22 protein-coding genes are annotated in these 26185 nt (G+C 43.3%); 13 read left to right on the top strand and 9 right to left on the bottom strand.

The features are described 5' to 3' along the window. The 3 genes from ACXAFJ_RS18505 to ACXAFJ_RS18515 all read left to right on the top strand — a co-directional run bounded on the left by ACXAFJ_RS18505 (position 1) and on the right by ACXAFJ_RS18515 (position 4035). Positions 1 to 1242 carry an MFS transporter gene (locus tag ACXAFJ_RS18505; RefSeq protein ID WP_475325474.1) on the top strand — a complete coding sequence of 414 codons (1242 nt, stop codon included), beginning with the start codon at positions 1 to 3 and terminating at the stop codon, positions 1240 to 1242. Positions 1243 to 1369: 127 nt separating this feature from the next. Further along, entirely contained in the window at positions 1370 to 2953 is a 1584-nt protein-coding gene (locus ACXAFJ_RS18510; RefSeq protein ID WP_475325475.1) for a methyl-accepting chemotaxis protein, read from the top strand. Between the two features lie 218 nt (positions 2954 to 3171). Continuing rightward, positions 3172 to 4035, top strand: a complete 864-nt coding sequence (locus ACXAFJ_RS18515; RefSeq protein ID WP_475325477.1) for a hypothetical protein — start codon at positions 3172 to 3174, stop codon at positions 4033 to 4035. A 94-nt stretch (positions 4036 to 4129) separates the two neighbouring features. Here the strand turns inward: ACXAFJ_RS18515 and ACXAFJ_RS18520 are convergent, their stop codons facing one another. After that, entirely contained in the window at positions 4130 to 4969 is an 840-nt protein-coding gene (locus ACXAFJ_RS18520) for an alpha/beta fold hydrolase (protein ID WP_475325478.1), read from the bottom strand. Positions 4970 to 5038: 69 nt separating this feature from the next. Between ACXAFJ_RS18520 and ACXAFJ_RS18525 the strand changes: the two genes are divergently transcribed. After that, a complete protein-coding gene (locus ACXAFJ_RS18525; protein ID WP_475325479.1) occupies positions 5039 to 5245 on the top strand; it encodes a hypothetical protein in 207 nt (68 codons plus the stop codon). Positions 5246 to 5300: 55 nt separating this feature from the next. Here the strand turns inward: ACXAFJ_RS18525 and ACXAFJ_RS18530 are convergent, their stop codons facing one another. Then, on the bottom strand, positions 5301 to 7073 hold the full coding sequence (locus ACXAFJ_RS18530; RefSeq protein ID WP_475325480.1) for a bifunctional glycosyltransferase family 4 protein/polysaccharide deacetylase: 1773 nt from the start codon (positions 7071 to 7073) through the stop codon (positions 5301 to 5303). Between the two features lie 52 nt (positions 7074 to 7125). Next, the gene (gene rfaD, locus ACXAFJ_RS18535; protein ID WP_475325482.1) at positions 7126 to 8067 is read right to left on the bottom strand and encodes an ADP-glyceromanno-heptose 6-epimerase; all 942 of its coding nucleotides are present in this window, start codon (positions 8065 to 8067) and stop codon (positions 7126 to 7128) included. Between the two features lie 482 nt (positions 8068 to 8549). On the opposite strand from rfaD, the gene ACXAFJ_RS18540 reads away from it, so the two are divergent. After that, positions 8550 to 8999, top strand: coding sequence for a DUF3429 domain-containing protein (locus ACXAFJ_RS18540; protein WP_475325483.1), 450 nt, complete (start codon positions 8550 to 8552; stop codon positions 8997 to 8999). 76 nt (positions 9000 to 9075) lie between these two features. Beyond that, positions 9076 to 9915, top strand: coding sequence for a mechanosensitive ion channel family protein (locus ACXAFJ_RS18545; RefSeq protein WP_475325484.1), 840 nt, complete (start codon positions 9076 to 9078; stop codon positions 9913 to 9915). 70 nt (positions 9916 to 9985) lie between these two features. On the opposite strand, the gene dld is transcribed toward ACXAFJ_RS18545, so the two are convergent. Further along, positions 9986 to 11764, bottom strand: a complete 1779-nt coding sequence (dld, locus tag ACXAFJ_RS18550) for a D-lactate dehydrogenase (protein WP_475325486.1) — start codon at positions 11762 to 11764, stop codon at positions 9986 to 9988. A gap of 14 nt (positions 11765 to 11778) precedes the next feature. Then, positions 11779 to 13464: an L-lactate permease gene (locus ACXAFJ_RS18555; protein WP_475325487.1), complete on the bottom strand. Its 1686-nt coding sequence runs from the start codon at positions 13462 to 13464 to the stop codon at positions 11779 to 11781. Between the two features lie 217 nt (positions 13465 to 13681). Between ACXAFJ_RS18555 and ACXAFJ_RS18560 the strand changes: the two genes are divergently transcribed. Further along, entirely contained in the window at positions 13682 to 14581 is a 900-nt protein-coding gene (locus tag ACXAFJ_RS18560) for a LysR family transcriptional regulator (protein WP_475325488.1), read from the top strand. A gap of 121 nt (positions 14582 to 14702) precedes the next feature. On the opposite strand, the gene ACXAFJ_RS18565 is transcribed toward ACXAFJ_RS18560, so the two are convergent. Both ACXAFJ_RS18565 and ACXAFJ_RS18570 read right to left on the bottom strand, forming a co-directional pair. Then, positions 14703 to 16325 (bottom strand): ABC transporter ATP-binding protein, encoded by a 1623-nt coding sequence (locus tag ACXAFJ_RS18565; protein WP_475325490.1) that lies wholly within the window; start codon positions 16323 to 16325, stop codon positions 14703 to 14705. A 12-nt stretch (positions 16326 to 16337) separates the two neighbouring features. Then, on the bottom strand, positions 16338 to 16832 hold the full coding sequence (locus ACXAFJ_RS18570) for a hypothetical protein (RefSeq protein ID WP_475325491.1): 495 nt from the start codon (positions 16830 to 16832) through the stop codon (positions 16338 to 16340). A 467-nt stretch (positions 16833 to 17299) separates the two neighbouring features. Between ACXAFJ_RS18570 and ACXAFJ_RS18575 the strand changes: the two genes are divergently transcribed. Then, positions 17300 to 19660 carry a Lon protease family protein gene (locus ACXAFJ_RS18575; RefSeq protein ID WP_475325492.1) on the top strand — a complete coding sequence of 787 codons (2361 nt, stop codon included), beginning with the start codon at positions 17300 to 17302 and terminating at the stop codon, positions 19658 to 19660. Positions 19661 to 19905: 245 nt separating this feature from the next. After that, positions 19906 to 20475 (top strand): class I SAM-dependent DNA methyltransferase, encoded by a 570-nt coding sequence (locus tag ACXAFJ_RS18580; RefSeq protein WP_475325494.1) that lies wholly within the window; start codon positions 19906 to 19908, stop codon positions 20473 to 20475. Positions 20476 to 20550: 75 nt separating this feature from the next. Here the strand turns inward: ACXAFJ_RS18580 and ACXAFJ_RS18585 are convergent, their stop codons facing one another. Beyond that, positions 20551 to 22557, bottom strand: a complete 2007-nt coding sequence (locus tag ACXAFJ_RS18585) for an acetoacetate--CoA ligase (RefSeq protein ID WP_475325495.1) — start codon at positions 22555 to 22557, stop codon at positions 20551 to 20553. Between the two features lie 231 nt (positions 22558 to 22788). On the opposite strand from ACXAFJ_RS18585, the gene phhA reads away from it, so the two are divergent. Together phhA and ACXAFJ_RS18595 are read left to right on the top strand one after the other, a co-directional pair. Further along, positions 22789 to 23595 (top strand): phenylalanine 4-monooxygenase, encoded by an 807-nt coding sequence (gene phhA, locus ACXAFJ_RS18590; protein WP_475325496.1) that lies wholly within the window; start codon positions 22789 to 22791, stop codon positions 23593 to 23595. Further along, positions 23589 to 23915, top strand: a complete 327-nt coding sequence (locus tag ACXAFJ_RS18595) for a 4a-hydroxytetrahydrobiopterin dehydratase (RefSeq protein ID WP_475325498.1) — start codon at positions 23589 to 23591, stop codon at positions 23913 to 23915. The genes phhA and ACXAFJ_RS18595 overlap by 7 nt, the downstream gene beginning before the upstream one ends. Here the strand turns inward: ACXAFJ_RS18595 and ACXAFJ_RS18600 are convergent. After that, a complete protein-coding gene (locus ACXAFJ_RS18600) occupies positions 23907 to 24188 on the bottom strand; it encodes a hypothetical protein (protein ID WP_475325499.1) in 282 nt (93 codons plus the stop codon). The genes ACXAFJ_RS18595 and ACXAFJ_RS18600 overlap by 9 nt on opposite strands. Before the next feature lie 444 nt (positions 24189 to 24632). On the opposite strand from ACXAFJ_RS18600, the gene ACXAFJ_RS18605 reads away from it, so the two are divergent. Beyond that, the gene (locus ACXAFJ_RS18605; protein ID WP_475325500.1) at positions 24633 to 25307 is read left to right on the top strand and encodes a hypothetical protein; all 675 of its coding nucleotides are present in this window, start codon (positions 24633 to 24635) and stop codon (positions 25305 to 25307) included. 91 nt (positions 25308 to 25398) lie between these two features. After that, on the top strand, positions 25399 to 26073 hold the full coding sequence (locus tag ACXAFJ_RS18610; RefSeq protein WP_475325502.1) for a class I SAM-dependent methyltransferase: 675 nt from the start codon (positions 25399 to 25401) through the stop codon (positions 26071 to 26073). Positions 26074 to 26185: the final 112 nt, after the last annotated feature.

Consider the following 26185-nt stretch of genomic DNA (forward strand, 5'->3'; position numbering starts at 1 on the left):
ATGGCGAACACCGATTTAATCCAACAACCTCAAGCAGATCCTTCTTTTTTGAGTTTGTTAGTGAGGTTTTTTTTAACGGCAACTTTGGCACGCACCGCGACAAGCGGTGTGATTGTCGCCGTTGTGATGTTAGCGTCCGAATACGGTTATCAGCCTGAATCAATCGGGAGTTTCGCATTTTGTCTAACGGTACCTCATCTATTCGGACCGTTACTTGGCAAATGGTTAGATGACACAGATAGGCCACGCCTAGTTATTTCGATTTCGGCTTTGATATTCACAATCTCACTGTTCCTATTTCTATGGATATTTGAATCTACTGTGAGCCTAGCTAGCATCTTATTGCTTTTGCTAATTGGTTGCGCTAGCCCGTATTTAATGGGAGGCATTAGTAGTCAACTAAAGACATTGCTTGAGCACCACTCTAGCAAACTGAGAAGAGCCCAGGGGTTCGATGTCGCAAGTTACGGTATTGCCGCTACCGCTGGCCCATTTTGGTTATCGTATTTCAGTGAAACGTATTCAATTTACATAGCAACAGCGATGTTGGGGTTGTTCAGTTTGGTTGCCATTGGGCTCTTGGCAACATGGCCGGCAACCAAAAAAGTGGTTACGCATGAGAGAGAATCTTATTCGATTATGCAGGTGGTGAATGTTATTTTTCAATCGCCAGCGTTGCGGCAAACCTTATTGCTGACCTCCTGTATCTCCTTTGGGCTGGCTTCTTTGAACATACTTACCAGTTACCTTATCAGCGAATGGCAGCATCCAATAGCTATGGTTGGAACCCTAATATCTTTATATGGTGTCGGCAACTTGGTCGGGTCAACTATTAAGATGTTATGGCCGTCAAGAACCGCGAGCTTGGTTTTGGTGAATAGATATGCTCTTGCACTCATCGGGATAATGTTCAGTTTGGCTTTCTTAATGTATTTCGAACTTGCCAATCTGGTGATTTTTGGGGCGGGACTGGTCGCACTGGGTGTGTTCAATGCATTTTTTTTCACCGCCACTTTGGCCTCGCGAAGCGAAAACGCACCTTCTGGTGGCGCGACTCAAGTTTTTATGTGGATAGCGGCGATGAAAATTGGCTCTGCATCATTTGGTGCTCTAATCGCCGGTCAATTGGTTGTTGTAAATCCAAGCTTTCCGTTCATCTTGGTTACATCGCTAGGCCTGATTGTTTTTCTTACTAATAAAATGAAATTCGAGCCAAACAAGCGCCGGTCTGGTCATAATTAATGAGTGATAGTGGTAACAAAATAATAACAAAGGCTTAAATATGCCCCTATATTTAGACTAAGGTCGTAGAGCCAAGTTCTAATATCTCGCAATATGGTAGCAGTAGTCGTTTGTTGAGGGGGTGGCTATGCAAAATGCTAGACTAATAATTCAAGTCTCAGTTTTATCTATATTGGTTTCAATTTCTGTTCTAATTTCAGCACAGTTGACGTTGATAGATTGGTCTACAGGGTTATATTGCGTCTTCACTTTAGTTATCGCGTTTTCTTTATTTTCTATAGTTCAAAGTCGCACTAAAAAGGCGAGTCAGGCAACCAAAGAGGAAACCAATCAGCTCATTTTGGAAGACAAGGTGGCGTTGCACCTTTCAAAAGAGATGACAGCCAATGCGATCGTCTCAGCAGAGGTCGATCATTCGATCGGCGTATTAAACCAAGAGGCTCACTCGCAAAGTAACTCCATCCAATCAATTACCTCAGAGAGTGAGCAAATTGCTGAAGCCATGCGTGGTAATCATGAAATGGGTACAGCTGCTGCTGAAAAAGCGATTGTGATGAGAGAGCAGAGTGAACAAAGTCGACAATCATTAGATACTTGTATCCAAGACATGCATTCGATCAATGAAAGTACTACCCAAGCGGCTAAACAAATTGAATCGCTAGGTGTGTTGATCAACAAAGTTTCTGAAGTGGCCGACACAATTGATGCCATTGCGGATCAAACGAACCTACTGGCACTGAATGCGGCAATTGAAGCCGCTCGCGCAGGAGAACACGGTAGAGGATTTGCTGTTGTGGCAGAAGAAGTTCGAACCTTAGCCAGTCGCACAACATCCAGTACGGAAGAGGTGTCATCCATCATTCGCGGAGTTCTTGAGGAATCAAAACAAGTTGAAAAAGTAATATTGGCGTTGTCAGATGATGCAGAGCGCAGCGCGGCTGAAGTACAAGAAGTAGGGTCAGCGCTGGTTAATCTTTCTCATATGGCGCAAGAAGTTGATGCATGTATTGAATCAATAACGAGTGGTTCGGAAGTCACTCAAAGTAGTTTGCAAACCATTCACAGTGACTTACTGTCGATGCAATCGGGTATGGAATACTGTAGTAACGAACTGGAATCATTGAAAACTCAATCCAAAAAATTGATGGAAAATGCGGAATCTGGCAATGAAGTGTTTACTAAGTTTTATACTGGCAGTGACCATCAAAAATTTTACCGAATTGCCAGTGACGGTAAACTGGCTATTGAACATGCGTTTAATGAGGCTATAGAAAGTCGTCAAATTTCAGAAGATCAACTGTTTGACCGAAACTATCAGCGTTTTGGTGATACTGAGCCTGCTAAGTATACGACTACGTTTGACCAGTTTTGCGACTCTGTTCTTCCAAGTATTCAAGAAAAGCTTTTAGATACGAATCCTGAATTGATTTACGCGATCGCGACTGACTCAAAAGGATATGTCCCAACTCATAACAACAAGTTTTGTAAACCGTTAACTGGTGATCCACAAGTAGATATTCTTTCAAATCGCACTAAACGTATTTTTTCGGATAGAGTAGGCCAGCGTTGTGGTAGTCATACTCAAGATATGCTTTTACAAACCTATAAAAGAGACACCGGAGAGGTGATGCACGACCTTTCGGTACCTATAGTTGTTAGCGGCAAACACTGGGGAGGTCTGCGTATCGCCTACGTAACAAATCAGAGTTAATGTTTATGAAAGAAGTATATTTAGACTCCTAAAATCTTGGCTTGTGCATTAGCATTCATAATATGTTACATTTCATTCGTCGGCTGTAATAATATCAGACGACGAATGATGTTATTACATTGATTTATAAATAGTAATAGCTTGGATCTGACTCAACTAGGTTGAATTCGTTCAGCTGGTTGAGTAGTGCGCTTTGCACATGTGGTTAGGTATCCAAAATGAATATTAATATCTCTCAGCAGGATATTGTCCAGTTGGACAAGCTGTTTAGCAGTATAGATGTCGATATTTCTGCGTCTCTTTCTTATGTTCGCAGGGCTCAAAATCTTAGTTTTTCCGATCTTGCTAGCCGGTTTACTGGCCTAAATGCCAGCACGCTAAAAAGATACATGCAACAAAGCTATCCTTCCGTTCGACCGCTTCATGTTGTCGCTGCACTTTCATGGGTGATGATGGTTCCCATGACAGCCTTCTACCAATGCCTCAATATTCGAGAGTCATACCGCGGCATGGATGACAACGCTGTCAAAGCCTTGCTGAGTATTGGACGAGTGCCTAGCAGCCAGTTCGAACTCTTTATCAATATGATGCTTGAGTGCGCAGATGAACTCGATAGGCAAACCTTTAACGAGTACAGAGAATCCTTGTATCAGGAGTTTGGACAATCACAGGGCTACGCAGAGCTCTTTCCTCCTGAGCCATTAGACATTGATGCTTTCGCGATAGACTACTATCGCTCGGTCGCGATAGGTGCGAATCAACTTAGAACCGAAGCAAACCTCTCATACGACCAAATGGCTGAGATTCTGGGGTTGTCTGAGTACCAATACAGTGTGCTCGAGGACAAGAATAAGGTGGTGCACCTGCCTGTTTCGGTTGGCTTTAGAGTCAAGATGGCGTTCCAACTTTTTTCTCATGTGTCCTTCACCTCAGAAATGCGAGCATTTCCTCAGTTCCATCATTTGAGACGTGAACAACATATACGTGACTCGTTAACGGTTGCTGCTATGCAGTTGGTTCCGCCTAATCGTCGAGAACATGTCACTTCCATATTGATATCCCTATCTAAAATCTATCAATAATTTGCGATAGAGTCTTGCCGAGTGAATATGGTCAACCTAAAAAGCGCAGCAGATTAGGTTGACCATAATTTTTACTGATTTAACATGACCTTAGTTAGTTGTTAACAGTATTGAACTCCTGTTCCAATTTCACTGATGATGCAGCAAGAGCAATCATGACCCGGATTACAGTCTCCGGATGTTGTAAGTGAACTAGGTGGTCTCCGTTTTTAAAGACAATGAACCGGCTGTTTTTCAGTTGTGAGGCGAAATCGTTGACAATCATAGGCGTCGCATAGGGATCAAATTCGCCAGCGCAAACGGTAGCTGGTGTATGAATATCTCCTAGGTAACTGGGTCGGTGGGCAAGTAAACGAACAGAATTTTCAAAGAAAATGTCGCATCGCTTCATGTCCATCGCTGAGACTGCTTTTACGGTTGCACGGATTATCGCCTTGTTGCGCGGGATGTCATTGTTGGCCACGGTAATTGAATCCGTGAAAACCTTGGCTAATACCTCTGGAGATTCGCAGGCAGCTGAGATCATCCGTTTAGTCGCACCGCGACCAGAAATTGGAATACCGGGTACACCAGCAGCCACTGAAACGCTTTCGACACTAGGCCAAGCGTGACAGAGCTCTATTGCTATTGCTGTCGCATAGGAAAATCCTATTACGTGGGCTGATTTGATACCCATGTGATTTAGAAACTCGATGAGCATCTGGGTTTGCTCTTTGATACTTATGTTAGCTTCAAGAGCTTGGGTATTACCAGTACCTGGGATCTCAACTGTTACACAATTCAGTGTTTTCGAGAATGCTTTAGAAAACGACTGGACCGACTCGATATCTTGCATAGACCCCATTAAAAAAATTACAGTCTGCGCTGTATCTGAGTTCGGGTATTTAGCAAAGCGGTATTGGTTGCCGTTTAAAATTAAGTGCTTAATTTCCATTTTATACTCCTTAGTTAGATGGAAATTGAAATATAAAACAAAACACATATTTATAGTTGGCAGGCTTTAATGAAAAACAAAGACTTATCTCAGTATTTGTCACAAGCTGAGCAGCCAGTCAAAGACTTCATGGCTACGATTCTCGAAAACTTTGGTGAACAACTCTCAAACCAAAAAGACCCAGTAATTGCGCTGGAGTACTTTGGCGCTTCTATGGAAATAAGGCTTAAGGAGTTTGAAGGGGTGTACCGATCTAAAGAGGGTGAACCAGTTTAATTGCTTGATTTGGTTGAAAGCGGCTAGGTCTGTTTGGTAGATCTAGCCTTTTACATTATTTGGGTTTGTTTTTCTTAAACACGTAGTTTCCGCGTATTTTTCGCCAAAGACCAAATTTGGTCGTTTTAGGGAAAATAGCGATGCGGCGAATTTGATATTTGTCTTGATGGAAAGCAAGAGGACCACTATTTGTCGCTACCGCGAATTCATAACCTAATTGTTCAACGATTTCTTTTGAACTGGTGTCCAAATCACCATAAGGATAGGCAAACGACGTCAGAGGTTTACCGATGATTTCTTCAAGCTGTTGTTTGTTTTCTTTAATTTGCTTTAACTGTTCATCGGCTTCTAATTTCGACAGAAAAGGGTGGTTGAGCGTGTGGCCACCGATTTCAATTAGCCCTGAGTCATGAAGCGCTTTAATTTGCTCAACATTCATCAATGGGAACGGCTTGTCTGGGTTTGTTTCAGCCTCGACATCCCAACGGTTATAAGTTTCACCGGTTACGACGTAGACTACCGCTTTAAAGCCGTATTTTTTCAGTAAGGGCAGCATTAACGTTAAGTTATCAAGAAATCCATCGTCGACCGTAATCATCACGTATTTCTTATTTGGTTGTAATCGCGAGATGGTTCCACTGGAGCTTATGTCTTCAAAAGTCAGAGATTCAAAACCTTTACGCTTGAGCATAGCCAAATGTTGTTCAAACAATTTAACGTCGATGTATGGACCACGAGTCCCTTTGTCTTCATTGTTATCGATGAATCTGTGATACATCAGGACTGGGATTTCTCGTTGAAGCTTATCGACAACAATATCTTGGTAGGTGTTTTCTAAGCGGTCAACGACTTGGAATAAGTCGTAATTTCTTTGGATTGTTTGCGTTACGTTGGGCGAACATTGGCCTTGGTTAACACCGATTTCAATATGTTGACGAACCTGTTCAAAGTCAATATCGAGGATTTTCGGACCTATGTCGCCGAAGTTTGTTGCCATCGCCATTTCGATATTGTGTTCGTCGATAATGCCTACGTTTATCGCCTCGCCAATTGCCAGAGTTGGTCTGCCACAGAGCAGTGATTCCATCGCCACACGACCTGCACCAATCACTAAATCGGACTGGTTCAACATCGCAGCAACGTCGTTGGTATAACCTGGAAATGAAGCTCTATCTAAAAACGGCTCAAATCTAGACTCCATTTTTGAGCCCGTGACAACACGTATATCATACTTATCAAGATCTAAGCATTCGTCTAGCAGTCGAAAGCACAAATCACCTTTCGGGCCAGTTAATCTACCCACAATAGTGACAATAGGTTTTGAGTTTTTTGGGGCTGGCTTTGAATAAAAAGCGTTGGTTTCGATACCATTTCGGTGAACTTGCAACTGTTCGGCAGGTACGTTTAATTCTTCAATTAGCTGTTGTTCAATTGCCTCGCAAACAGGCAACGCCTTGTCTCCCATAGCATGAAATTTTTTACGAGAGGCATGAACAGGCTGACGACCGTGAACGGTTGTAACCATAGGGGTCTTGGTCAGTTTGCAAGCTAAATGGCAGCTCCAACTAGAAGCCCGTGAATGGGCATGAACCAACTGAATATTGTGCTTTTTGATGAGGTAAACCAGATAGCCAACGTGCCAGAAACGCCTAGGAATACTGCGTTTGTTAAATCTGAGTTTAAAAAACGGACCATGGTGTGGTTTGGTCAGCGTGTCAGAGACATAAAAAACATGGTGTCCGCGTTTAGTTAGCTCGTCACCCACGGTTGTGGCGTACACTTCTGCACCGGTCACTTCCAGTTGGGAAAGGGCCATCAAGATATTCATAGTTTGACTCTTGGAGAGAAAATCAGGCCGTCAGAGACAGCCCGTTACAAGGTTAAGCGTTGATGATAGACAAGTACTCTGCCACACCATCGGCAACAGACTTAAAGGTATGGTCGCAACCCGCTGCTCTGAGCTTGGTCAAATCCGCTTGAGTAAATTCTTGGTACGCACCTTTTAAATGCTCTGGGAACGGAATGGTTTCAACTTCACCTTTGCCGTGATACTGAATAACCGCTTTTGCCACTTCTTCAAATGACTCAGCATTCCCCGTACCTAGATTGAAAATTCCAGAAACTTGATGCTCCATAAACCAGAGATTAACGGCGGCCACATCACCAACGTAAACGAAATCTCGAATGAACTTTTCGCTTCCTTCAAAGAGCTTAGGGTTTTCTCCCGCATTCATTTGGTTGTTTAAATGGAAGGCAACCGATGCCATAGAACCTTTGTGCTGTTCGCGCGGGCCGTAAACATTGAAGTAACGAAAACCGGTGATTTGCGACAATGTCTCACCGTGTGCCTCGGCATCTAGCCACAACTTTCTTACGTAGTTGTCGAACAATTGTTTTGAATAGCCATAAACGTTAAGCGCACCTTCAAACTCAGGTTCTTCAATGAATTGTTCCGTTTCACCGTAAGTTGCGGCCGATGAAGCGTAGAGAAATGGAATCTCACGATCTAAGCAGTAGTGGAGTAGCTCTTTGGAATACTCATAGTTATTGAGCATCATGTACTTGCCATCCCACTCGGTGGTTGCCGAACACGCACCTTCGTGAAAAACCGCATCTATTGGGCCAAAGTCATCACCAGCCATAATTTGTGTAAGAAAATCATCGCGATCCATATAGTCCGCAATATCCAAATCAACCAAATTCTTGAATTTTTTGCCGTCTTTCAAGTGGTCAACAACTAGGATGTCATTGATGCCTTTTTCATTGAGCGCTTTAACGATGTTGCTGCCGATCATTCCGGCGCCACCAGTAACAATAATCATGGGTCTAACCTGCTTCTCTTTCAGTGGGTTAATACTATCACTGTTCATTGAAATTGGTAGGGTTACTTACTTTCGTGATACATGCAAATTACCACTAAAACACAGCTCGGGAACAAAAAAAGGCCTCATTCGAAAATGAGGCCAGTTAGTCTATGTTATTTTTTTGAAAAAGCTTAGCGCTGACGTTGTTAGGATTCTTGTTTAGTGAAAACTAAGTTTTTAAACTCTAGAACTAGACTTGTATAAATTCTATACAAATCTGATGATTTCTTGTTCTTTTCAACTGATGTGTGATCTTGGTTCGCTAATTGAGTGATTGCCCAGCAGTGCTTTTTTCGTATCTAGAAATTAGAGCAACATCAAACACTAACAACTAAACTAGGATTGAGATTACTGCAATCCTTGCTATGACGGGGATGTAATCCTTTGCATTAGGTTGTGAAATTTTGTTGGTTTTAAAGTTCAAGTCAATTGGAGGCACAATGAAACTCGAATCAAGTCATGCGGTTCAAAAGCTGGGCTATCTAGGCCTACTGCCATTTGTGCTGGCAATTGTAATGAAGATATCAGGTGTTACGTTGTTCAACTTGAATGGTGATGCCTTTTTCATCTCGTATAGCGCCATCATTCTAAGCTTTCTCTCTGGTGCGCTGTGGGGAAACGCTATCGATCATGCTGGAAACTCAGTAAGCAAGAACGCGCTCTATTTGAGTAATTTATTCGCGGTTCTGGCTTGGGCGGTCTTGTTAGTCTCTGGTCAAAATAGTCAGACTGCGTTGATATTACTATTACTCGGCTTTTTGGGTGTTTGGCTATCGGAACGTTTGGTGAGAGACATTGAACGAGAACAAGATATTGACCATTATAAAAGCATGCGACAAAGGCTCACTCTGATCGTGGTAGCGCTGCACATTATTTGTTTGGTGATCTAATGTTCTGATGGAAAACTCATTGGCTTTTTTTTGTTTATATGTGAAGGTATTAGCACACCCACTGAGTTTTTAAATCATGGACTATCTAGAGCAGATTTACGTATTTTTTTCCACTCGCAAAGGCCTTTTTACAATAGGTTTGGTTGCCTTGATTTTGGTTTTGCGAAAGCTTGTTTTAAATAAGATTCGCGGTGAGGCAGACTTTGTTTCAGAAGACCAGCGAAAGTGGATGTCGAGAACAAAAAATGGCTCATTTGCTCTTGTTCTCATTACCATTTTTATTCTGTGGAAAGCGGAAATTAGCGAGTTTGCTCTGTCAGTGACGGCAATCGCTGTGGCAATTGTGGTTGCTTCGAAGGAGATTATTCTGTGTGTGACCGGTTCTATCCAACGTGCTAGCTCGCGTTCATTTCGTATAGGTGACTGGATTGAAGTAGGTAGCGTGTGTGGTGAAGTTATCGAACACAATATGATGGCGACCGTTTTACAAGAAATCGATTTACACAGCGGCGAATATAACTACACAGGTAAGACGACAACTTTGCCGAACAGCTTGTTTTTCACACACCCAGTTAAAAATCTAAATTTCATGAAACGGTATGTGTTTCATCATTTCACAATTGTGGTTCCCGAATTCCATAACTTGTATCCGATGATGCCGAGTTTAGTCGAGAAAATCGATAACCACTGCTTAGATTTCCTTGAAGTTGCTAGACGTTATAACACCATTATTGAAAAAAGGGCAGGTGTCGACCTCCCTGGTTCTGAGCCTCGCGTCAGTATTGGTAGTGTGAATACGGGAGAGCAGCTGGTTCATATTAAACTGTTTTGCCCTACTGAACGTGCTGGTGAACTTGAGCAATTTGTAAGAGCGGATTTTATGGAGCTTTATCACGCCACCTATTCGAACAATTGAAGTGATTCTAAACAGTAACGAATACAAGAAAGGGCTGCGTGTGCAGCCCTTTGTATTCCCCGTCGAGTTTTTATGACGCCTTTTGTTTAAGTTGGTGGTCCAAACAACCGCATTTGGTCACTCGTTTGGTTTTTTCGAGTTTGCCGACACCGGGATTAAAGGTGTTAGTCGGGTCTAATGTAATATAGTGATTTGCCAAATCAGCTTCGGCTTTGTAGAGGTGACCGACGTTGTGTTCGGCTGGATACTTTGCCCCGCGTTGCTCTAACAATTCCAGCATCTGCTTTTTGATTGCTTTGACGTCTTCGCCCTTTTTGACGATGTAGTCTTGATGGAATACGTGGCAGAAAAAGTGACCATAGTACAAACTTGAATGAAGTTTGGAAGTGATACTCTCGGGGAGTTTTTCGACCCAATCTTTGTCATTGCGTCTGAGTGCAATATCCAGAGCTAAGATATCTTCAACTTTATCCTGGTGCATAACTTCGTAACGTATTGCTGCCCCCGCAGCGGCAAAACGATGTAGCATTGCTTTTTTGCCCTCATCTGCGGTGCACTCGAAATATCCACCGCGCTCGGTGTCTTTGAAGAACTGTTCGAAAAACGCTCGCGACTCCTCAATTCCTTCATCGGATGCTTTGAAGATCAGATGGTGTTCATATTGGTTTCTGAACTGCACCATTCGCGTAGGTAAATGAGAGGGAAACAACTTACTTGCATATTGCATGAATTTGTCGGGAAAGTTTTTTGGAAACAGGGGGATGGCGTTTAGCCAAGATGTCCACTTCGCTTTTGCGGCAAACATCTTAGGGATACTATCAGTGCCTAGCTTACCTATCGCTAGGAATACATCTTTTCCATACTTGTCCGCAATATCAAAAGCTTCACGGTGCATGTACTCAGCAACTTCGGGCAAGTGTTTAAATTGTGTGAGTACTGAGCGTCGTAAGTCGGTTAAGACATCTGGATCGTTGGTGCCAATGTAAAACACTTGCTCGGATTCTGGTATGGGGTAGGTATCTAGTCGAACTGCAAAGATAGCAAGCTTACCAGCACAACCACTCACTTCATGTAGACGACGTTTGTCAGCATTGTAGCGCGCTGGTGTATCTTCATCGACTTCGCGCACTCTCTGTAAATACTCTTTGTCAGACGCCAATTTGTCATCATTTACAATATCGCTGTTTGAGAAATTTCCGTTTTCAAGCCGATCTAGAATTTCTTGTGGGTCGTTTCCTAGATCAATACCTAGGTGATTTACAAGACTCAGTTTTCCGCAATCATCTATTTGCGCATATAAGGAAAGCTCTGTATAGGCGGGGCCTCGTTTAACAAGAGCACCACCTGAGTTGTTAGCGACACCACCGACAATGGAGGCACCAATACATGAGGAGCCAATGACCGAATGGGGTGCACGTTTGAGTGGTCTAAGTGTTTTTTCAAGCGTGTGTAGTGTGGTCCCCGGAAAACTAATGACTTGATTACCATCATTAATGACTTGAAGACCAGTCAGCTTGGTCGTGTTGATCACCACTACATCGCGATCATAGTCATTGCCATTAGGGGTCGAACCTTCGGTTAATCCAGTATTGGCGGCTTGCATAATCATCACGACGTCGAACTCAACACAAATTTCCAGCACTTGCCACTGAACCACTAAACTGGTCGGGAAAATAACCGCAAGCGCGTCACCACTGCCAGAACGAAAACCCTCACGATAATGTTTGGTTTTGTTAGGATCAGTTGCTACATGTTCGTTACTACAAACCAAACGAAGTCTTTCAAGAAATTCAGACTTTTCTTGACTGGACAAACGTTTGGCGGGTTTTAGTTGAGTTTGAGTCGTCATAATCATTCCTTTGCTTAAAGTAACGCGTCGCTTATTCCAAAGCTGTATATGGCAAGTAAACCTACAATGCCAGTAACCAAAAGGTAGTAGAAGGTCGGTATTACGGTTTTTCGAAGTGTCGCGCCTTCACGACCAAGTAATCCGACCGTTGCTGACGCAGCAACCACGTTGTGAATGGCAATCATATTGCCCGCCGCTGCACCAACAGCTTGGAGTGCAATAACCGCCGCGGTAGAAATACTCAGTGTTTGCGCGACTTCAAATTGAAATTGGCTAAACATCATGTTGGAAACGGTATTGGAGCCGGCAATAAATGCACCTAAGGCACCAACAGTTGCACTGAGAGCAGGGAAGAATTCCCCCACGATCGAAGAGGCAAACTCCGCGGTTGTTACTGGCATACTGGCTAAATCAGCACCATTGACCCCCGAGTTGATAAAAATACGAACCATCGGGATAGTAAAAATCAAAACAAAGCCCGCACCGATAAGCGTTTTTCCTGACTCTTTTGCTGCCGCAGTCCAGTGCGAAAGCGAACGGGACTGAAGTAGGATAGCAAGTATAGAAACAAACACTAAAATGCCACCAGGCAAATACAAAGGTTGGATTGCTCCACTGATACCTGTTTCGCCGAGGATATTTGACCAAGTCACGTTGATGCCAACCAGCCAAGCCTTAAATTCAGTGGAAACCCGACTCAGCACTAAAATGGCGGCTAACAGTACGTACGGTACCCATGCTAGAACCAGGTTCATGGGTTTACTCGAAGAAGACAAATCGATCTTGAGATTGCCTAACCATTCTGCTGGCCATTTATCTTCACTTTCAAAATCCCATTGGCGTTTTGGTGTCAAAAAATTATTTTTGGCCGCTAGGACAACCAGCGCTAGACCAACTAAACCACCGACTAGTGACGGGAACTCCGCGCCGAGAAAAACACCGGTTAAGGCGTAAGGAACGGTAAACGCTAAGCCAGCAAAAATTGCAAACGGCGCGATCTCTAATCCTTCTTTCCAACTGCGGTTTTTACCGAAGAAACGCGTTAACATCAGCGACATGAGTAGCGGCATTAATGTTCCCACTAGGGCGTGGGTAATCGCGACGTTAGAGGTGATTTGCGTGACGTATGCTTCCCAAGACGAACCATTAGTGACCAATACTTCGCCGATGTTATGGCTGTCTAAGCCCTTATTTACACCAACAATAATCGGCGTTCCTACTGCACCAAACGACACCGGAGTCGATTGAATCATCATACCCATGACAACGGCGGCGAGTGCAGGGAAACCGATTGCAACCAGCAGGGGAGCAGCAATGGCAGCTGGCGTACCAAATCCAGATGCACCTTCAATAAATGAGCCAAAGCACCAAGCGATGATGATGGCTTGAACACGACGATCATCAGATACGTGAGTAAAGCCATTGCGAATGACGCTGATAGCACCAGTATGCTTGAGCGTGTTTAGCAGCATAATCGCCCCAAACACAATCCAAAGCACGGAGACGGTAATCATTAAGCCTTGCAATATGGAAGCGGTAATTCGTGTCGTGCTCATTTCCCATTGAAATAGGGCAATCACAACAGTTAATGCAAAGGCAATGGGCATGGCTTTTTTGGCTGGCCAATTGAGGCCAACAAGTAAAATGGCGGCCACCACTATGGGTGAAAACGCGATAAGGGCAAGTAGCGTATCGTTCATTGTTATTCTCTATGAATGTTTTTTTGTTGTTTTGCTAATTGTGTAATTTCGCCCCAAATCACAGGCTTAATAATAAATGTCAAATTCAGTTAATGACTTTGTATGTGTTTTGATTAATACATGTTGAATACGTGTTAACTGGCTGTGACCATACTCACTTGCTTTTTGCTTATATATGGAAATAATGAAAAACATTATTCTCAAAAGTAGATAAATAATGAAAGCTGATGATTTGATTTTGTTTGTCGATGTGGTTGAGCTAGGTAGCTTTAGCAAGGCTGCTGAAGCTCATGACCTTACCAACTCTGTGGTCAGCAAGCGAATAGGACGCTTGGAAGCAGAATTAGGGGTGCAGCTTTTGTATCGAACCACTCGGAAATTAGCGCTAACAGAGGCGGGTCGAACGCTACTATTAAATGCAAAAAATGTGAAGCTAGCCAGTCAAGAAGCAATTGATTCGGTGTTTGGTTTGGGAGAAAAAATCAGCGGCAACATCAAAATGTCGGTACCGACAATCTCTGGCGATTTGGTACTGGCTGATGCGGTCGCAGAGTTTTGTAACATGAATCCCGGGTTAAGCGTTGATATGTCATTGGACAATCGATTTGTTGACTTAGTTGAAGATGGGTTCGACTTAGCCATTCGGACCGGGTACCTAGAGGACTCTAGTCTAATAGCCAGACATATCTTAGATTCACAATGGATTGTATGTGCATCTCCTTCTTACATTTCTCGATTTGGTAAGCCGTTTCACCCCAATGAGCTTAAAACTCGAAATTGCTTGCAATACGCCTATCAAACGACTGGTGCCTCAGAATGGGAATTCAAGGGCAAAGATGGAAATGAAATTGTCAGAGTGTCGGGAAGCTTCTCAACCGATAATGCGACGGCATTAAGAAAGGCCGCCCTAGGCGGGCACGGTATCGCCTATGTACCAAAGTGTTTGGTTTATCATGACTTACAGAACGGAAATTTAATTGACCTATTTCCCGACCAAGTGGGCAAAAAACTGGGGATTTTTGCGGTTTACCCGTTTACTAAGCAACCGCCGCAAAAGATACGGGCGTTGATTGATCACATTAAGTCTCGCTACTTGCAGATTGCACACTATTTTTAACCATAAATAGTGGAGGCTGTTGGCTTTTTGCAGAGGGTCAACTGTGTGATTGGTTGCTAATACTGAAAGGCCCGCTAGTGCATGACTTACGCGGGCCTTTTATATAGCTATCAGAGGTAAACTACGCTGCTTTGATATCTTCATCCAAGTCGAATGACGCTGCGATAAGCTTTTTCGTGTAGTCGTGTTTAGGCTGGTGGAAGATCTCTTCCGCTGATCCTTCTTCCATAACTTCACCTTTTTGCATAACCAATACTCGGTCAGACAGCGCCTTAACCACACTTAGGTCATGGCTGATAAACAAGAAACCGATATTGTGTTTCTTTTGTAGATCTTTGAGCAAATCAATAACGGTCAATTGCACCGAGCGGTCGAGCGCAGATGTTGGTTCGTCCAACAGAATAAAAGAAGGCTCAAGAATTAAAGCGCGCGCAATAGCGATACGTTGGCGTTGGCCCCCAGAAAACTCGTGTGGGTAGCGGTTGATTGAGTGCGGATCTAACCGAACTTCCTCTAAAGCTTGACGAGCTTTTTCCATGCGCTCTGCTTTGCTCATTTCTGGTCGATGAACCATCAAACCTTCAGTAATAATGTCACCGACGGTCATTCTCGGAGATAACGAGCCATAAGGATCTTGGAATACCATTTGAACGTCTTTCTTAAGTTCAAAACGTTCTTTATCAGACATCTTTGCAAAATCTTGACCACGATATTGAATCGAACCAGTGCTAGGTAGCAAACCAATTAGAGCGCGTCCTAATGTAGACTTACCTGAACCGGATTCGCCCACAATACCCAAGGTTTCACCCCTTTTGAGTTCAAGTGAAATACCTTTAACCGCTTCGAAATACTGACTCTTGCTTTCGATGAAATGTTTTTTAATTAGGAACTTAACTCGAATATCTTTGGCACTCAGCAAATCCTCAGCATCATCTTGAATGGGGTCTTTATGACCGCGAGGGATGGAGTTAATCAGCATTTTGGTGTAGTCGTGTGTCGGGCTGGCAAAGAGTGCGGAACATTCTCCTTCTTCTACCACATCGCCTTTACACATAACGATGACGCGGTCTGCCAAATGCTTAACTACCCCTAAATCGTGAGTAATAAACAAGATAGCCATACCCAACTTAGCTTGAATTTCTTTGATGAGGTCCAACACTTCTGCTTGGACGGTAACGTCCAATGCCGTTGTTGGTTCGTCTGCTATCAGAATGTCGGGCTCATTGATAAGTGCCATTGCAATCATAATACGTTGCAGCTGACCACCAGAAAACTCGTGCGGAAATTTTTTGTAAGCCGTTTCTGGTTCTGGCAGGTGCACCAAGTTAAACAGCTCGATCACTTTGTCTTTAGCTTGAGATTTCGATACTGGTCGATGACACATGATGGCTTCCGCTACTTGGATTCCAACGCGCATATAGGGATTGAGAGAGGTCATCGGCTCTTGAAAAATCATACCAATTCGGTCGCCGCGTACCGATTGCATTGCCTTGTCATCAAGTTCAAGCAGGGATTTTCCCTCGAATTCAATTTTCGCTGAATCGTGCACAATACTGTTATTAGGTAACAGCTGCATAATGGCGTTAGTCGAGACGGACTTGCCACTGCCAGACTCGCCAACGATGGCTAAGGTTTCGCCCTTAAACAGGTTAAAGCTAACGTTCTTAACTGCGTCGACAATGCCGTCATTGGTAGTAAAACTCACCGATAAATTGGTGACTTTAAGAATAGGAGATTCAGACATACTGCATCCTTATCAGTTTATTGCATATCCAGTGTGAGAATTGACTTCGAAATGTTTTAACGAAGCAAAATGTTGATGTGCTTTATGTAGTGTTTGTAGTTCTAGCATCCATTCCGCACTTCGTTGTGCGGAGCAAAACGCTTCAATATGTCTTAGCAAGTCGTCACTGTGTTTGCACAACGAATTTGCTGTGGCTTCGATCAGATCAGACTCTTCAAGAGACAAAAATTGCAGCATCCCATAGGCTTGGTTGAGCGCTTCAAAAGCGCGTTGCTGTTGCCCGAGTTTGTTTAGGATCTCAGATTGGTGGACGGCGCTATCTCGTAACCCAGCCAATAGACAGCTAAATTGACACGGTTTGGTCTCTTCACTTTGAGCTGCACGCTCTATGTGATTGGGTAGGTGCGAGAGAACATGTTCATACAGATAATGTGCTTCTGGCCAATGTCCTTGTTCAAGCAATTCTTCAGCCTTTAAAAAATGACGCCAGCACTGCTGTAAGTCCATAAATCAGTCCCCAACTAAACAAAAACCGTATTAGAATGCAATTCATTTACGAATGCAAATGGTTATCATTAAATGATTGTTGTGTGCACATTTCGCTTAATATTTAATCGGTTGATTTGACTTTGACTTTAAGTCACTAAATTGTAAGAAAAATTAAACTAGACTTATACCCAAGTAACTTCAAGATGCAGAATTCAGAGCTACATATTCTGGTTCAGTTCAAGGAAGAGAACGCAGCGGAATGACGAGTCCTTTCCAAGTTCTTTGACGAAGAAATGAGACAGAATATGAGCTCCCAAGGGCGAGTTTAACTAGGCTTCATACTGCGTTATTGATTCTTGATGTAGAGCGACTAGAACTGCAAATCAATGCCTTGTCTGAAGCCTAGTTAATTCTCGCTGAACCTCGCATCTTGAGGTCACTTGGGTATAGCTGTATAACAAGATTCAGGAGTCGGGGTAAAGGGAATGACTATCCAACAACTCGCTGCAAACCAGCTCTACAAAACGTCAGAGCTTAATTTACTCGAGAGCAAATCTACTAAAGAACTAGAGCCTATCAACGAGATTGTCGGCCAAGAGCGGGCGCAGAAAGCGGTAGAATTTGCCATGTCTATCCGTGAGAAGGGCTATAACATTTACGCGTTGGGTCAGAATGGCCTAGGCAAACGCACCATGGTGCTACGTTATTTGAATCGTCATCAGCAAGACACTGATAACTGTTTTGATTGGTGTTATGTCGCGGATTTTGACGACATTCGAAAACCTAAGGTTCTCAAGCTGCCTTTTGGTATTGGTTCCAAGTTTCGTCATGATATGGAAAAAATGATCACTAAGTTGCTCAATGCTATGCCTTTAGCATTCGACAATGAAATGTACTACTCCCGAGCAGACAAACTTAAAAATCAATTGGCAAACAAGCAACAAGCCGAGCTTGATAGCATCAGTAAAGAGGCAAAAAAGCGAAGTGTCAGCTTGACAATTACTGCTCAGGGAGATTACCAGTTTGTTGCCTTAAATGGTGAAGAGGAGCACACCGAAGAAACGTTTGACGCCCTAACCAAAAAAGAGCAAGAAGAATTTGGCAATGTAATCGATGAGCTGGAAGTCAAGCTAAGGGGCATGGTAAGGCAGCTTACCGAGTGGGAAGAAGCCTATAGTGAAAAGATTCGCAAACTAAATGAGGAGGTAACGCTTGAAGTTATTGCTCATTTTATTAAGCAACTTAAAGAAGACTACAGTACTTACCCAGCAATCAAAACCTACTTAAATGACCTGCAAAAAGATATTGTCGAGAATGCGGATATTTTCCTAGAACAAACTGGTGAACAAGCGGAAGTAGCAACAGCGTCACTCGATAAAAAACTACCAAGACGTTATCGCATCAATGTATTGGTATCTCGAAAGGATGATGTCTTTCCGATCATTGTCGAAGACAACCCCAATTATCACAGTCTATTTGGACACGTAGAGACAGCAACGTTCAAGGGCACTGTGTTTACCGATTTCTCTTTGATTAGAGCCGGTAGCCTGCATAAAGCAAACGGTGGCGTGCTATTAATGGACGCGCAAAAAGTACTCGAGCAACCTTATGTTTGGGACGGACTCAAGCGTGCTTTGAGAGCTAAACAGCTGAGTTTTACTTCACTAGAGAAAGAAGTCACTTTAACGGGAGCCGTGTCACTCGATCCAGAGCCGATTCCGCTCGATGTAAAAATCTTCTTATTTGGCGATTACCGGACTTATCAGCTTCTACAGCACTACGATCCCGATTTTAGCGAGTTGTTCCGTGTAACTGCAGATTTTGAAGATGAGATGCGCCGTTCAGAAGAATCAGAACTGCAATATGCTCGTTTTATTTCTAGCGTAGTTCACGATAACGGCATGCTTCATTGCGACAAGAAAGCACTAGCCAGGGTCATTGAATACAGTTCACGTCTATCTGGTGATCAGAATAAGATCTCGTTAAATTCAGCGCATATTGCCAACCTTATTCGTGAATCCAACTACGTCGCTAAAGTCGCCAATGCCAACCTGATTCGGTCAAGCCATGTCGAAGAAGCGCTGGCGAATCAAGAAATGCGAGTAAGTCGACTTAAAGACAGTGTGATGGAAGGCTTCGTCAATGGTACAACTCTTATCCGTACCGATGGAGAAGCGGTTGGTCAGGTTAATGCCTTGTCGGTTTTGAGTACCACTGAGTACATGTTTGGTGTCCCAAACCGAATCACAGCTACGACCTGCTATGGTGAAGGCGAAGTGATTGATATCGAAAGAAGCGTGGATTTGGGCGGAAGTATTCACTCGAAAGGTGTCATGATTCTTTCTGCTTATTTGTCATCCGTGTTTGGCAAAACAGCCAAGGTGCCTCTCAATACCACCATCACGTTTGAACAATCTTATGGTGGTGTCGATGGTGACAGTGCCAGCATGGCGGAGTTCTGTGCCATTGTTTCTGCAATTGCAAAATATCCGAATCGACAAGACATAGCGATTACCGGCTCGATGAACCAGTTTGGCGAAGCTCAGCCTATTGGCGGTGTAAACGAAAAAATTGAAGGGTTTTATGATGTCTGTGCAATTAAAGGCAGACACAATTTGCAAGGTGTCATCATTCCTAAATCCAATGTCCATAATCTAATGCTTAGATCAGATATTGTAACTGCGGTGGAAAAAGGAGAATTCACCATCTGGGCAATAGAACATGTGAGTGAAGCGATTGAGTTGTTTACTGGTAAACCGGCAGGTGACCTATCCAATGAGGGCAGTTATCCAATTGACACCATTTTTGGGTTAGCTCAGGCAAGGTTGAATGCGTTACGCAAGTAATCTCACTCGTTAAGTAAAACAGTTATTCGGTGATCGACCGAGATTTAAAGCGAAATATCGACGCTTTAGCGAGCATAGAATGATAAAAGTGGCTTTGAATCTAGAAAATATCGGTTTGTGAAACGAAACACTATGAAGTAATTGGCTTTTTGGTTTACCCTTTGCGATGTTTCAAACGTTACCCCTGAGTTTAAGATACTCAATCGGTTACGGGCAAGGTAAACCATTACAGGGAGAAAACGCGGATGAATTGGGATGACCACGCAGGGCAATGGGAATCAAATCCAGCCGTCATCACATTTGCAGATAAGGCATTTGAATCACTGGATCAATCGCTAAATCTTAATGGCAGTCATGTCCTAGATTTGGGTTGTGGTACCGGTCTACTTAGTCAGCGACTTTCATCGCGAGTGAAAGACGTCGTGGCAATAGACAGCTCCGAATCCATGATTGAACAACTGGATAAAAAAGAGCTAGCAAACGTAGAGCCAGTGGTCGATATATTATCGCGGGGTTTGGTCGCTATGCACCCAGCCTTCAGAAAACAGTTTGATTTGGTTGTGGCTTCATCAGTTTGTGCGTTTCTGGACAATTATTCCGAAACAACGGACATTATCTATTCTTTGTTAGACCGTGGAGGCCACTTTGTTCAATGGGACTGGCTAGCGGAAAATGAAGACGACGGTATGACAAAGCAACGCGTCACAAGTGTGCTATCGAGTGTCGGTTTCAAAGATATTCAGGTAAGTCTGCCATTCAGCATTGATGTTGATAACAAAAAACAAACCGTGTTAATGGCAATCGCAAAGAAATAGCAGTGACGTACGTTACGTCACTCCTTTACGTCAGAAAGCCAGCTTCTAAGCTGGCTTTTTTGTCATCGACTAAACTTACAGCGTGACAGGCTGACTGTAGTTTAAAAATTCACTGAGAGTCTCGGGATTAGCGATAGCAGATTCGTTCTGGATTTGGTTTCCGTGAATTAGCTGTTTAACGGCGAGCTCCACCAGTTTTCCTGAACGTGTTCTCGGTATGCCTGTTACCGCATAGATCTCTTTTGGCACATGCCTTGGGCTACATTCCAGTCTGAGCTTTTGTTTTATTTTGTCTTCTAAATGCTTAGATAATGGTTGGCCAGCTTCAACTTGAACAAATAGGACGATGTGCTCGTCTCTGCGTATTTCTCTCCCCACAACTATGGAATCCGTTATCTCAGGAATAGCGTTAACACACCGATAGATCTCAGCTGTGCCAATACGAACGCCTCCAGGGTTAAGCACAGTGTCGCTGCGGCCATAAAAAATCATCCCCTTGTTTTGAGTCCATGTGACTTCATCGCCGTGGTGCCATACCCCCTCAAATTTTGACCAGTAGGCCTTGTGATACTTCTGCCCATCGTCATGCCAAAAACCAAGTGGTTGGTTAGGGAAGCTGTTTTTGCACACCAGTTCTCCACGAACTTCCATATTGCTATTCATTGTTTGTGGCAGTGTTGACTCAGCATAAACATCAATATCCAAGCCCAACGCAGCGCCCTGTACTTCGCCGCGGTAGACCGGAGATATCGGGTTGCCCAGTACAAAGCAGCCGCAGATGTCGGTGCCACCAGAGATGGATGCAAGGTGAATATCAGCACGTATATGGCTATATACGTAATCGTATTGTTCTGGGTATAAAACCGAACCCGTTGAGCAAATGGTTTTTAGTTGATGTAAATCGAAATAATGGCCGGGCTCAAACCCTTGCTGCTGTATTGATTCTAAATATTTTGCGGAGGTTCCAAATAGGGTGACTTGAGCCTCTTCTGCCAGTTCCCAAAGTACGCTGGGCATTGGTGTACTTGGACAGCCATCATAAATGACCAATGTAGCACCACTGCCAAGTGCTGAAACATGCCAGTTCCACATCATCCACCCGCATGAAGTGTAATAGAACACCCGGTCATCGGGTTTTACGTCACAGTGAAGTTGATGCTCTTTGAGATGGTTTAAAAGTGTGCCACCAACAGAGTGCACGATGCATTTTGGTTTTCCCGTTGTGCCTGAAGAATAAAGTATAAAGACTGGCGAGTTGAAATTGACTCGTGCGTAACTGAGTCCAGTCGGTGTGTAGCTTGAGATGATTGCTTGCCACAGAGAAAAATGCTCGTAACCAGATATGTCGGTTGCATGACTTTGCAAATAATCAATCTGACATACATTGGTCAAGCTGGTCAGCTTGCTAGCGATTTCGATATTTTTATGAGTGAGCGAAAAACTTTTACCTCGAAAGCAATAGCCATCGCAGCAAAACATGACTTTAGGTCCTACTTGTTGAAAACGTTCAACAACGCTGTCGACACCAAAGTCGGGAGAAGTGGATGTCCAAATCGCTCCTAGGCTAGTGGTCGCCAACATGGCAATGACTGCTTCTGGTATGTGAGGTAAATAAGCGGCGACAACATCCCCTTGCTTAACATCATTCTGAACTAACCATTGTTGGACGCAGGACACTTTGTCGCACAATTCTTGCCATGTAATTTTTCGTGTTTGACCGCGCTCGTTTTTGAACCAGATAGCAATACCATCTGGTTTTTGATAGGCATAGCTCAGCAAGTTTTCTGCGTAATTTAACCGGGCCTGCGGAAACCAAACCGTGTCTCGATTCGGCTGGTATTTTCCCCATTTAGGTTTGCCTTCCCCTCGTAAACAGTCACCTTGAAATCCAATCACATCACAGTAGGACCAGATGGCTTGCCAGAACTCTTTGCTGTACTCAACACTCCACTGATGGAGCATGGCGTAGTTGTCGGTTTTTACGGGTTCTTCCCGAGTTTTGAGAAATTGCTGAAAAGAGAACAGATGCGACTGTTGTATTCGCTGCGCATCAGGTTGCCAAATCGGGATATTTGAGCTCAAAATGCATTCTCTTTGCCAGTTGTCGTCTACTTTAAGTCTTGGATTCAATTGGATATTTGTCAAATTCAACGAGAATTGCGAAATCCAACTATCTTTCAACGTGATAAATTAACTTAATTGTAAAGAAAATGTTACATCGGTGGGCGAGTGAATATCCGATAATTGTTTGGCACAAGCGAGATGACTGGGTAGCCTTTAAATGTAGCGTAATTGTTAAATAGGAGGCGCGACATGTCGAACTATCAGTCAAAACCTCTCGATGAGCGAGGAAAAATCGCATGGGATGAAAATGAAGATCAGATATGGAGTGACTTGGTTGCAAGACAGCAAAAACTGGTCAAACAAAAGGCATGTAAAGCCTATTTAGATGGTTTAGATCTTCTAAAATTGCCTACCAATCGCGCCCCACAAATTGACGAAATTAACCAAGTTCTTTTGAGTACAACCGGATGGTGTGTTCAGCCGGTTCCAGCACTTATCGATTTTGATCATTTCTTCAAACTTTTGGCGAACAAACAGTTTCCAGTAGCAACTTTTTTACGCAATCGTGATGAATTTGATTATCTTCAAGAACCTGACTTTTTTCACGAAGTTTATGGTCATTGCGCGATGCTGACTAATTCCGATTTTGCTGAATTTACTGAAGCCTATGGCAAATTGGGGCTGCAAGCCAACAGCAAAGAACGTGTGTATTTGGCTAGGCTCTATTGGTTTACGGTAGAGTTTGGACTCGTTAAAGAAAGCGGTGCGCTAAAAGTGTATGGAGGCGGCATTTTGTCATCACCCGGTGAATCCTTGTATGCCTTGGACAGTGACGTTCCGGAAAGGCAATCGCTTGACCTACAAACTGTGCTAAGAACACCGTATCGTATAGATATCATGCAACCGATTTATTTTGTACTTGAAGATATCTCTGAATTGTTTGCACTGAGTAAGTTGGACCTAATGAAGCACGTCCATCAAGCCATGAAACTCGGTTTATTGCCGGCTAAGTTTGAACAAAAAACGAAAAATAATCAGGAGGAAATTCAATGTTAGCTGAGAAAAAATGTGTTTCTTGCAGTCTAGACGCTGTGGCGTTAGATGAAGGACAATACCTCAAACTGCAACAAGAATTGGATGGCTGGCTTATAGAACTGGTTAATGGCATTCCGCAGTTGATAAAAAGCTATAAGTTCAAAAACTACAAGCTTGCTTGGGCGTTTGCCAACAAAGTTTCAGAACTGGCGGAAACAGAGTTCCACCATCCATCTATCACTTTAGAGTGGGGGAAAGTCACAGTCGTTTGGTGGAGCCACTCCATTAAAGGCTTACATGAAAATGATTTCGTTTGCGCCGCAAAGTGTGACCTATTGTAACTCATTGGTTTGTTGCTTAATTGGGCTGGAGTGAACTAACGTTGCATATTCGGTGAGATAGACCTGCATTACCGTTTCGAGTTTGACCTGCAACGATGCCATATCTTTTTTCAGCGTTCGGTTAACTTCAACATAATAATGCGCTGCTTCTGTATTCGTGTCGAATCCCGACTCGGCACAATGCGACATCATTAATCGCCACCTTGTATTCAAGTCTGTCGCTTCGGCTTTCAGTTTATCAAGCGATGCAATATCAATTTGATTTTGACTCACAATAGCCTTGCTATGCGCTATTTGTTGGTTCATTTGCTGATGCAGAAATTTCTTTTGCGGAGACCAGAAAGATACAATAGTTTTGTGGTCATATTGTCGTTGAAGAAATATCGCATTCTGGTGGGTTTTTAGAAAGTGGTTATAGTCGGAAACGATTTGATTATACTGAGACTCAATCTTGTGCTGGTTTGCTAGTAGTTGGTTCCAATCTTTTATTACACAGCTAGCACTTTTAACCGGAAAGGATAAAGAAATCAGTAAGCATGCCGACAGTATTAGTCTGGCGATGAAAATCACTTTCTGACTAATGTTGGCCTTGCTCGCCAGCTCTGGTGTCATATCGGTGCTAGGTTTTAGTATGTGTTGATTTTGAGTATAGCAACTGTCGGTTGTGCGTTTTGAATCCACAATATTGTTACTGTCACTGCCTAAAGGAGAGAAATCTTGAAAAAACTACTAATGGTGGTGATGTTGTTGATCGGTATTGCGTGTGCTGGCGGTGGTTATTACATCTTTGTGATGAAGCCTGAGCAAGATGCTCTCGACGCCGCATTAGCGGAAATGGAAAAAAAAGATCAAGCCGTTGCGCCAATCATGGAGCTTAAACAGCCAGAACCAGAGCCTGAACCGCCTAGAACCGAATACTACGTTAACCCAGAACGCTTAGGTGTTCGCGAAGCCCCCAATACAGAGGCTTTTATTGAGAGTTTCGTCTTTCGTGGTGATCGATTACACGTATATGAGACCAAAGATGGTTGGGGACGGATATCGCTTTACTACGTCTATGACGAGAGTGATGTTGAAGTAGCGGAATGGGTTCCAATGAACGAACTCTTGGAAGTTCCTCCTATCATTACGGAAGAAGAAAAAGTTGAAACCATTTCGCGCTATGTTGAAAAATCTGATGACTTTAAAACTCATTTCGAAGCCTTCATCAATACGACAGATCAGCTTTTACATGATCGAACTTGCACTCCAGAGGATTTTGATGAACTTGGTGGGTGGGTAAAGTCCGTTCGTTATAAGCAGCGAGACGTATATTTCATTTATTGCGGTGGTTTGAAACAGGCCAATAAGATTTATTTAGACGTTCAAACTGGCGAAGTGTTCTATCAGTAAATTTGTAAAAGTTGTAATTTTTAGCCTCTGTTAATTTAGTTCTCGACCAGCCATCGCATCATCTCAGTCACTTACATCAGGAGAAGTGACTATGTCGATAAGTAATTCAAACCATCCAACCAAACCATCAATGGCAAATCAAAGGCTTGGTAGGACCATCATTAACTCCATTGCCGTTGTGTTAGCAGGTTTTGTATTAGCGGGTTGTGAAATGATTACTAAGATAGATTACACCAATTTATTTGATCGCAAAGCTTGGAATCATACTGATAGAGTTATAGAGCTACTGGATATACAACCTGGTAATACCGTGGTCGACCTGGGCAGCGGAGACGGCTATTTTAGTCTTCTTCTAGCCGAAAGTGTGGGTATTGAAGGTAAAGTCTTAGCTGTGGATATAGACGGAGCGGCCCTTTCGAAAGTTAAGCAGCATGCAGCCTTAGCGAATCTGCCTCAAGTTGAGACGATACTTGCTGGGTTAGATACGCCAAATCTAGGTGACCGGTTTGTCGATTTGGTGTTTTTGATGAACGCCTACCATCACATTGAAAACAGAACGTCTTATTTTGAGCGTCTAAAAGGAAACTTAAAACCGGGTTCTAGAATTGCCATATTAGATACCAAAGAAGGGACGCCGTCTTTTGTCATTCCTCATGGTATTCACGTTCCTCAAATTCATGAAGAAATGCTGCAAGCAGGCTCTACTCATGTGGCCAGCCACGATTTTCTACCCTTCAACAACTACGAAATATTTGAATTGAGGTAGTGGCAAAAACGACGAAGGTTTTCACTTCTGCCACCAAACCCTTGCAGACAACCGAGCAATTCTTTGCTCGGTTTTTTCTATCTGTCTAAATTTATTAACTATTTTTTCTGGC

The sequence above is a fragment of the Vibrio sp. ABH4_348 genome (assembly GCF_056159765.1).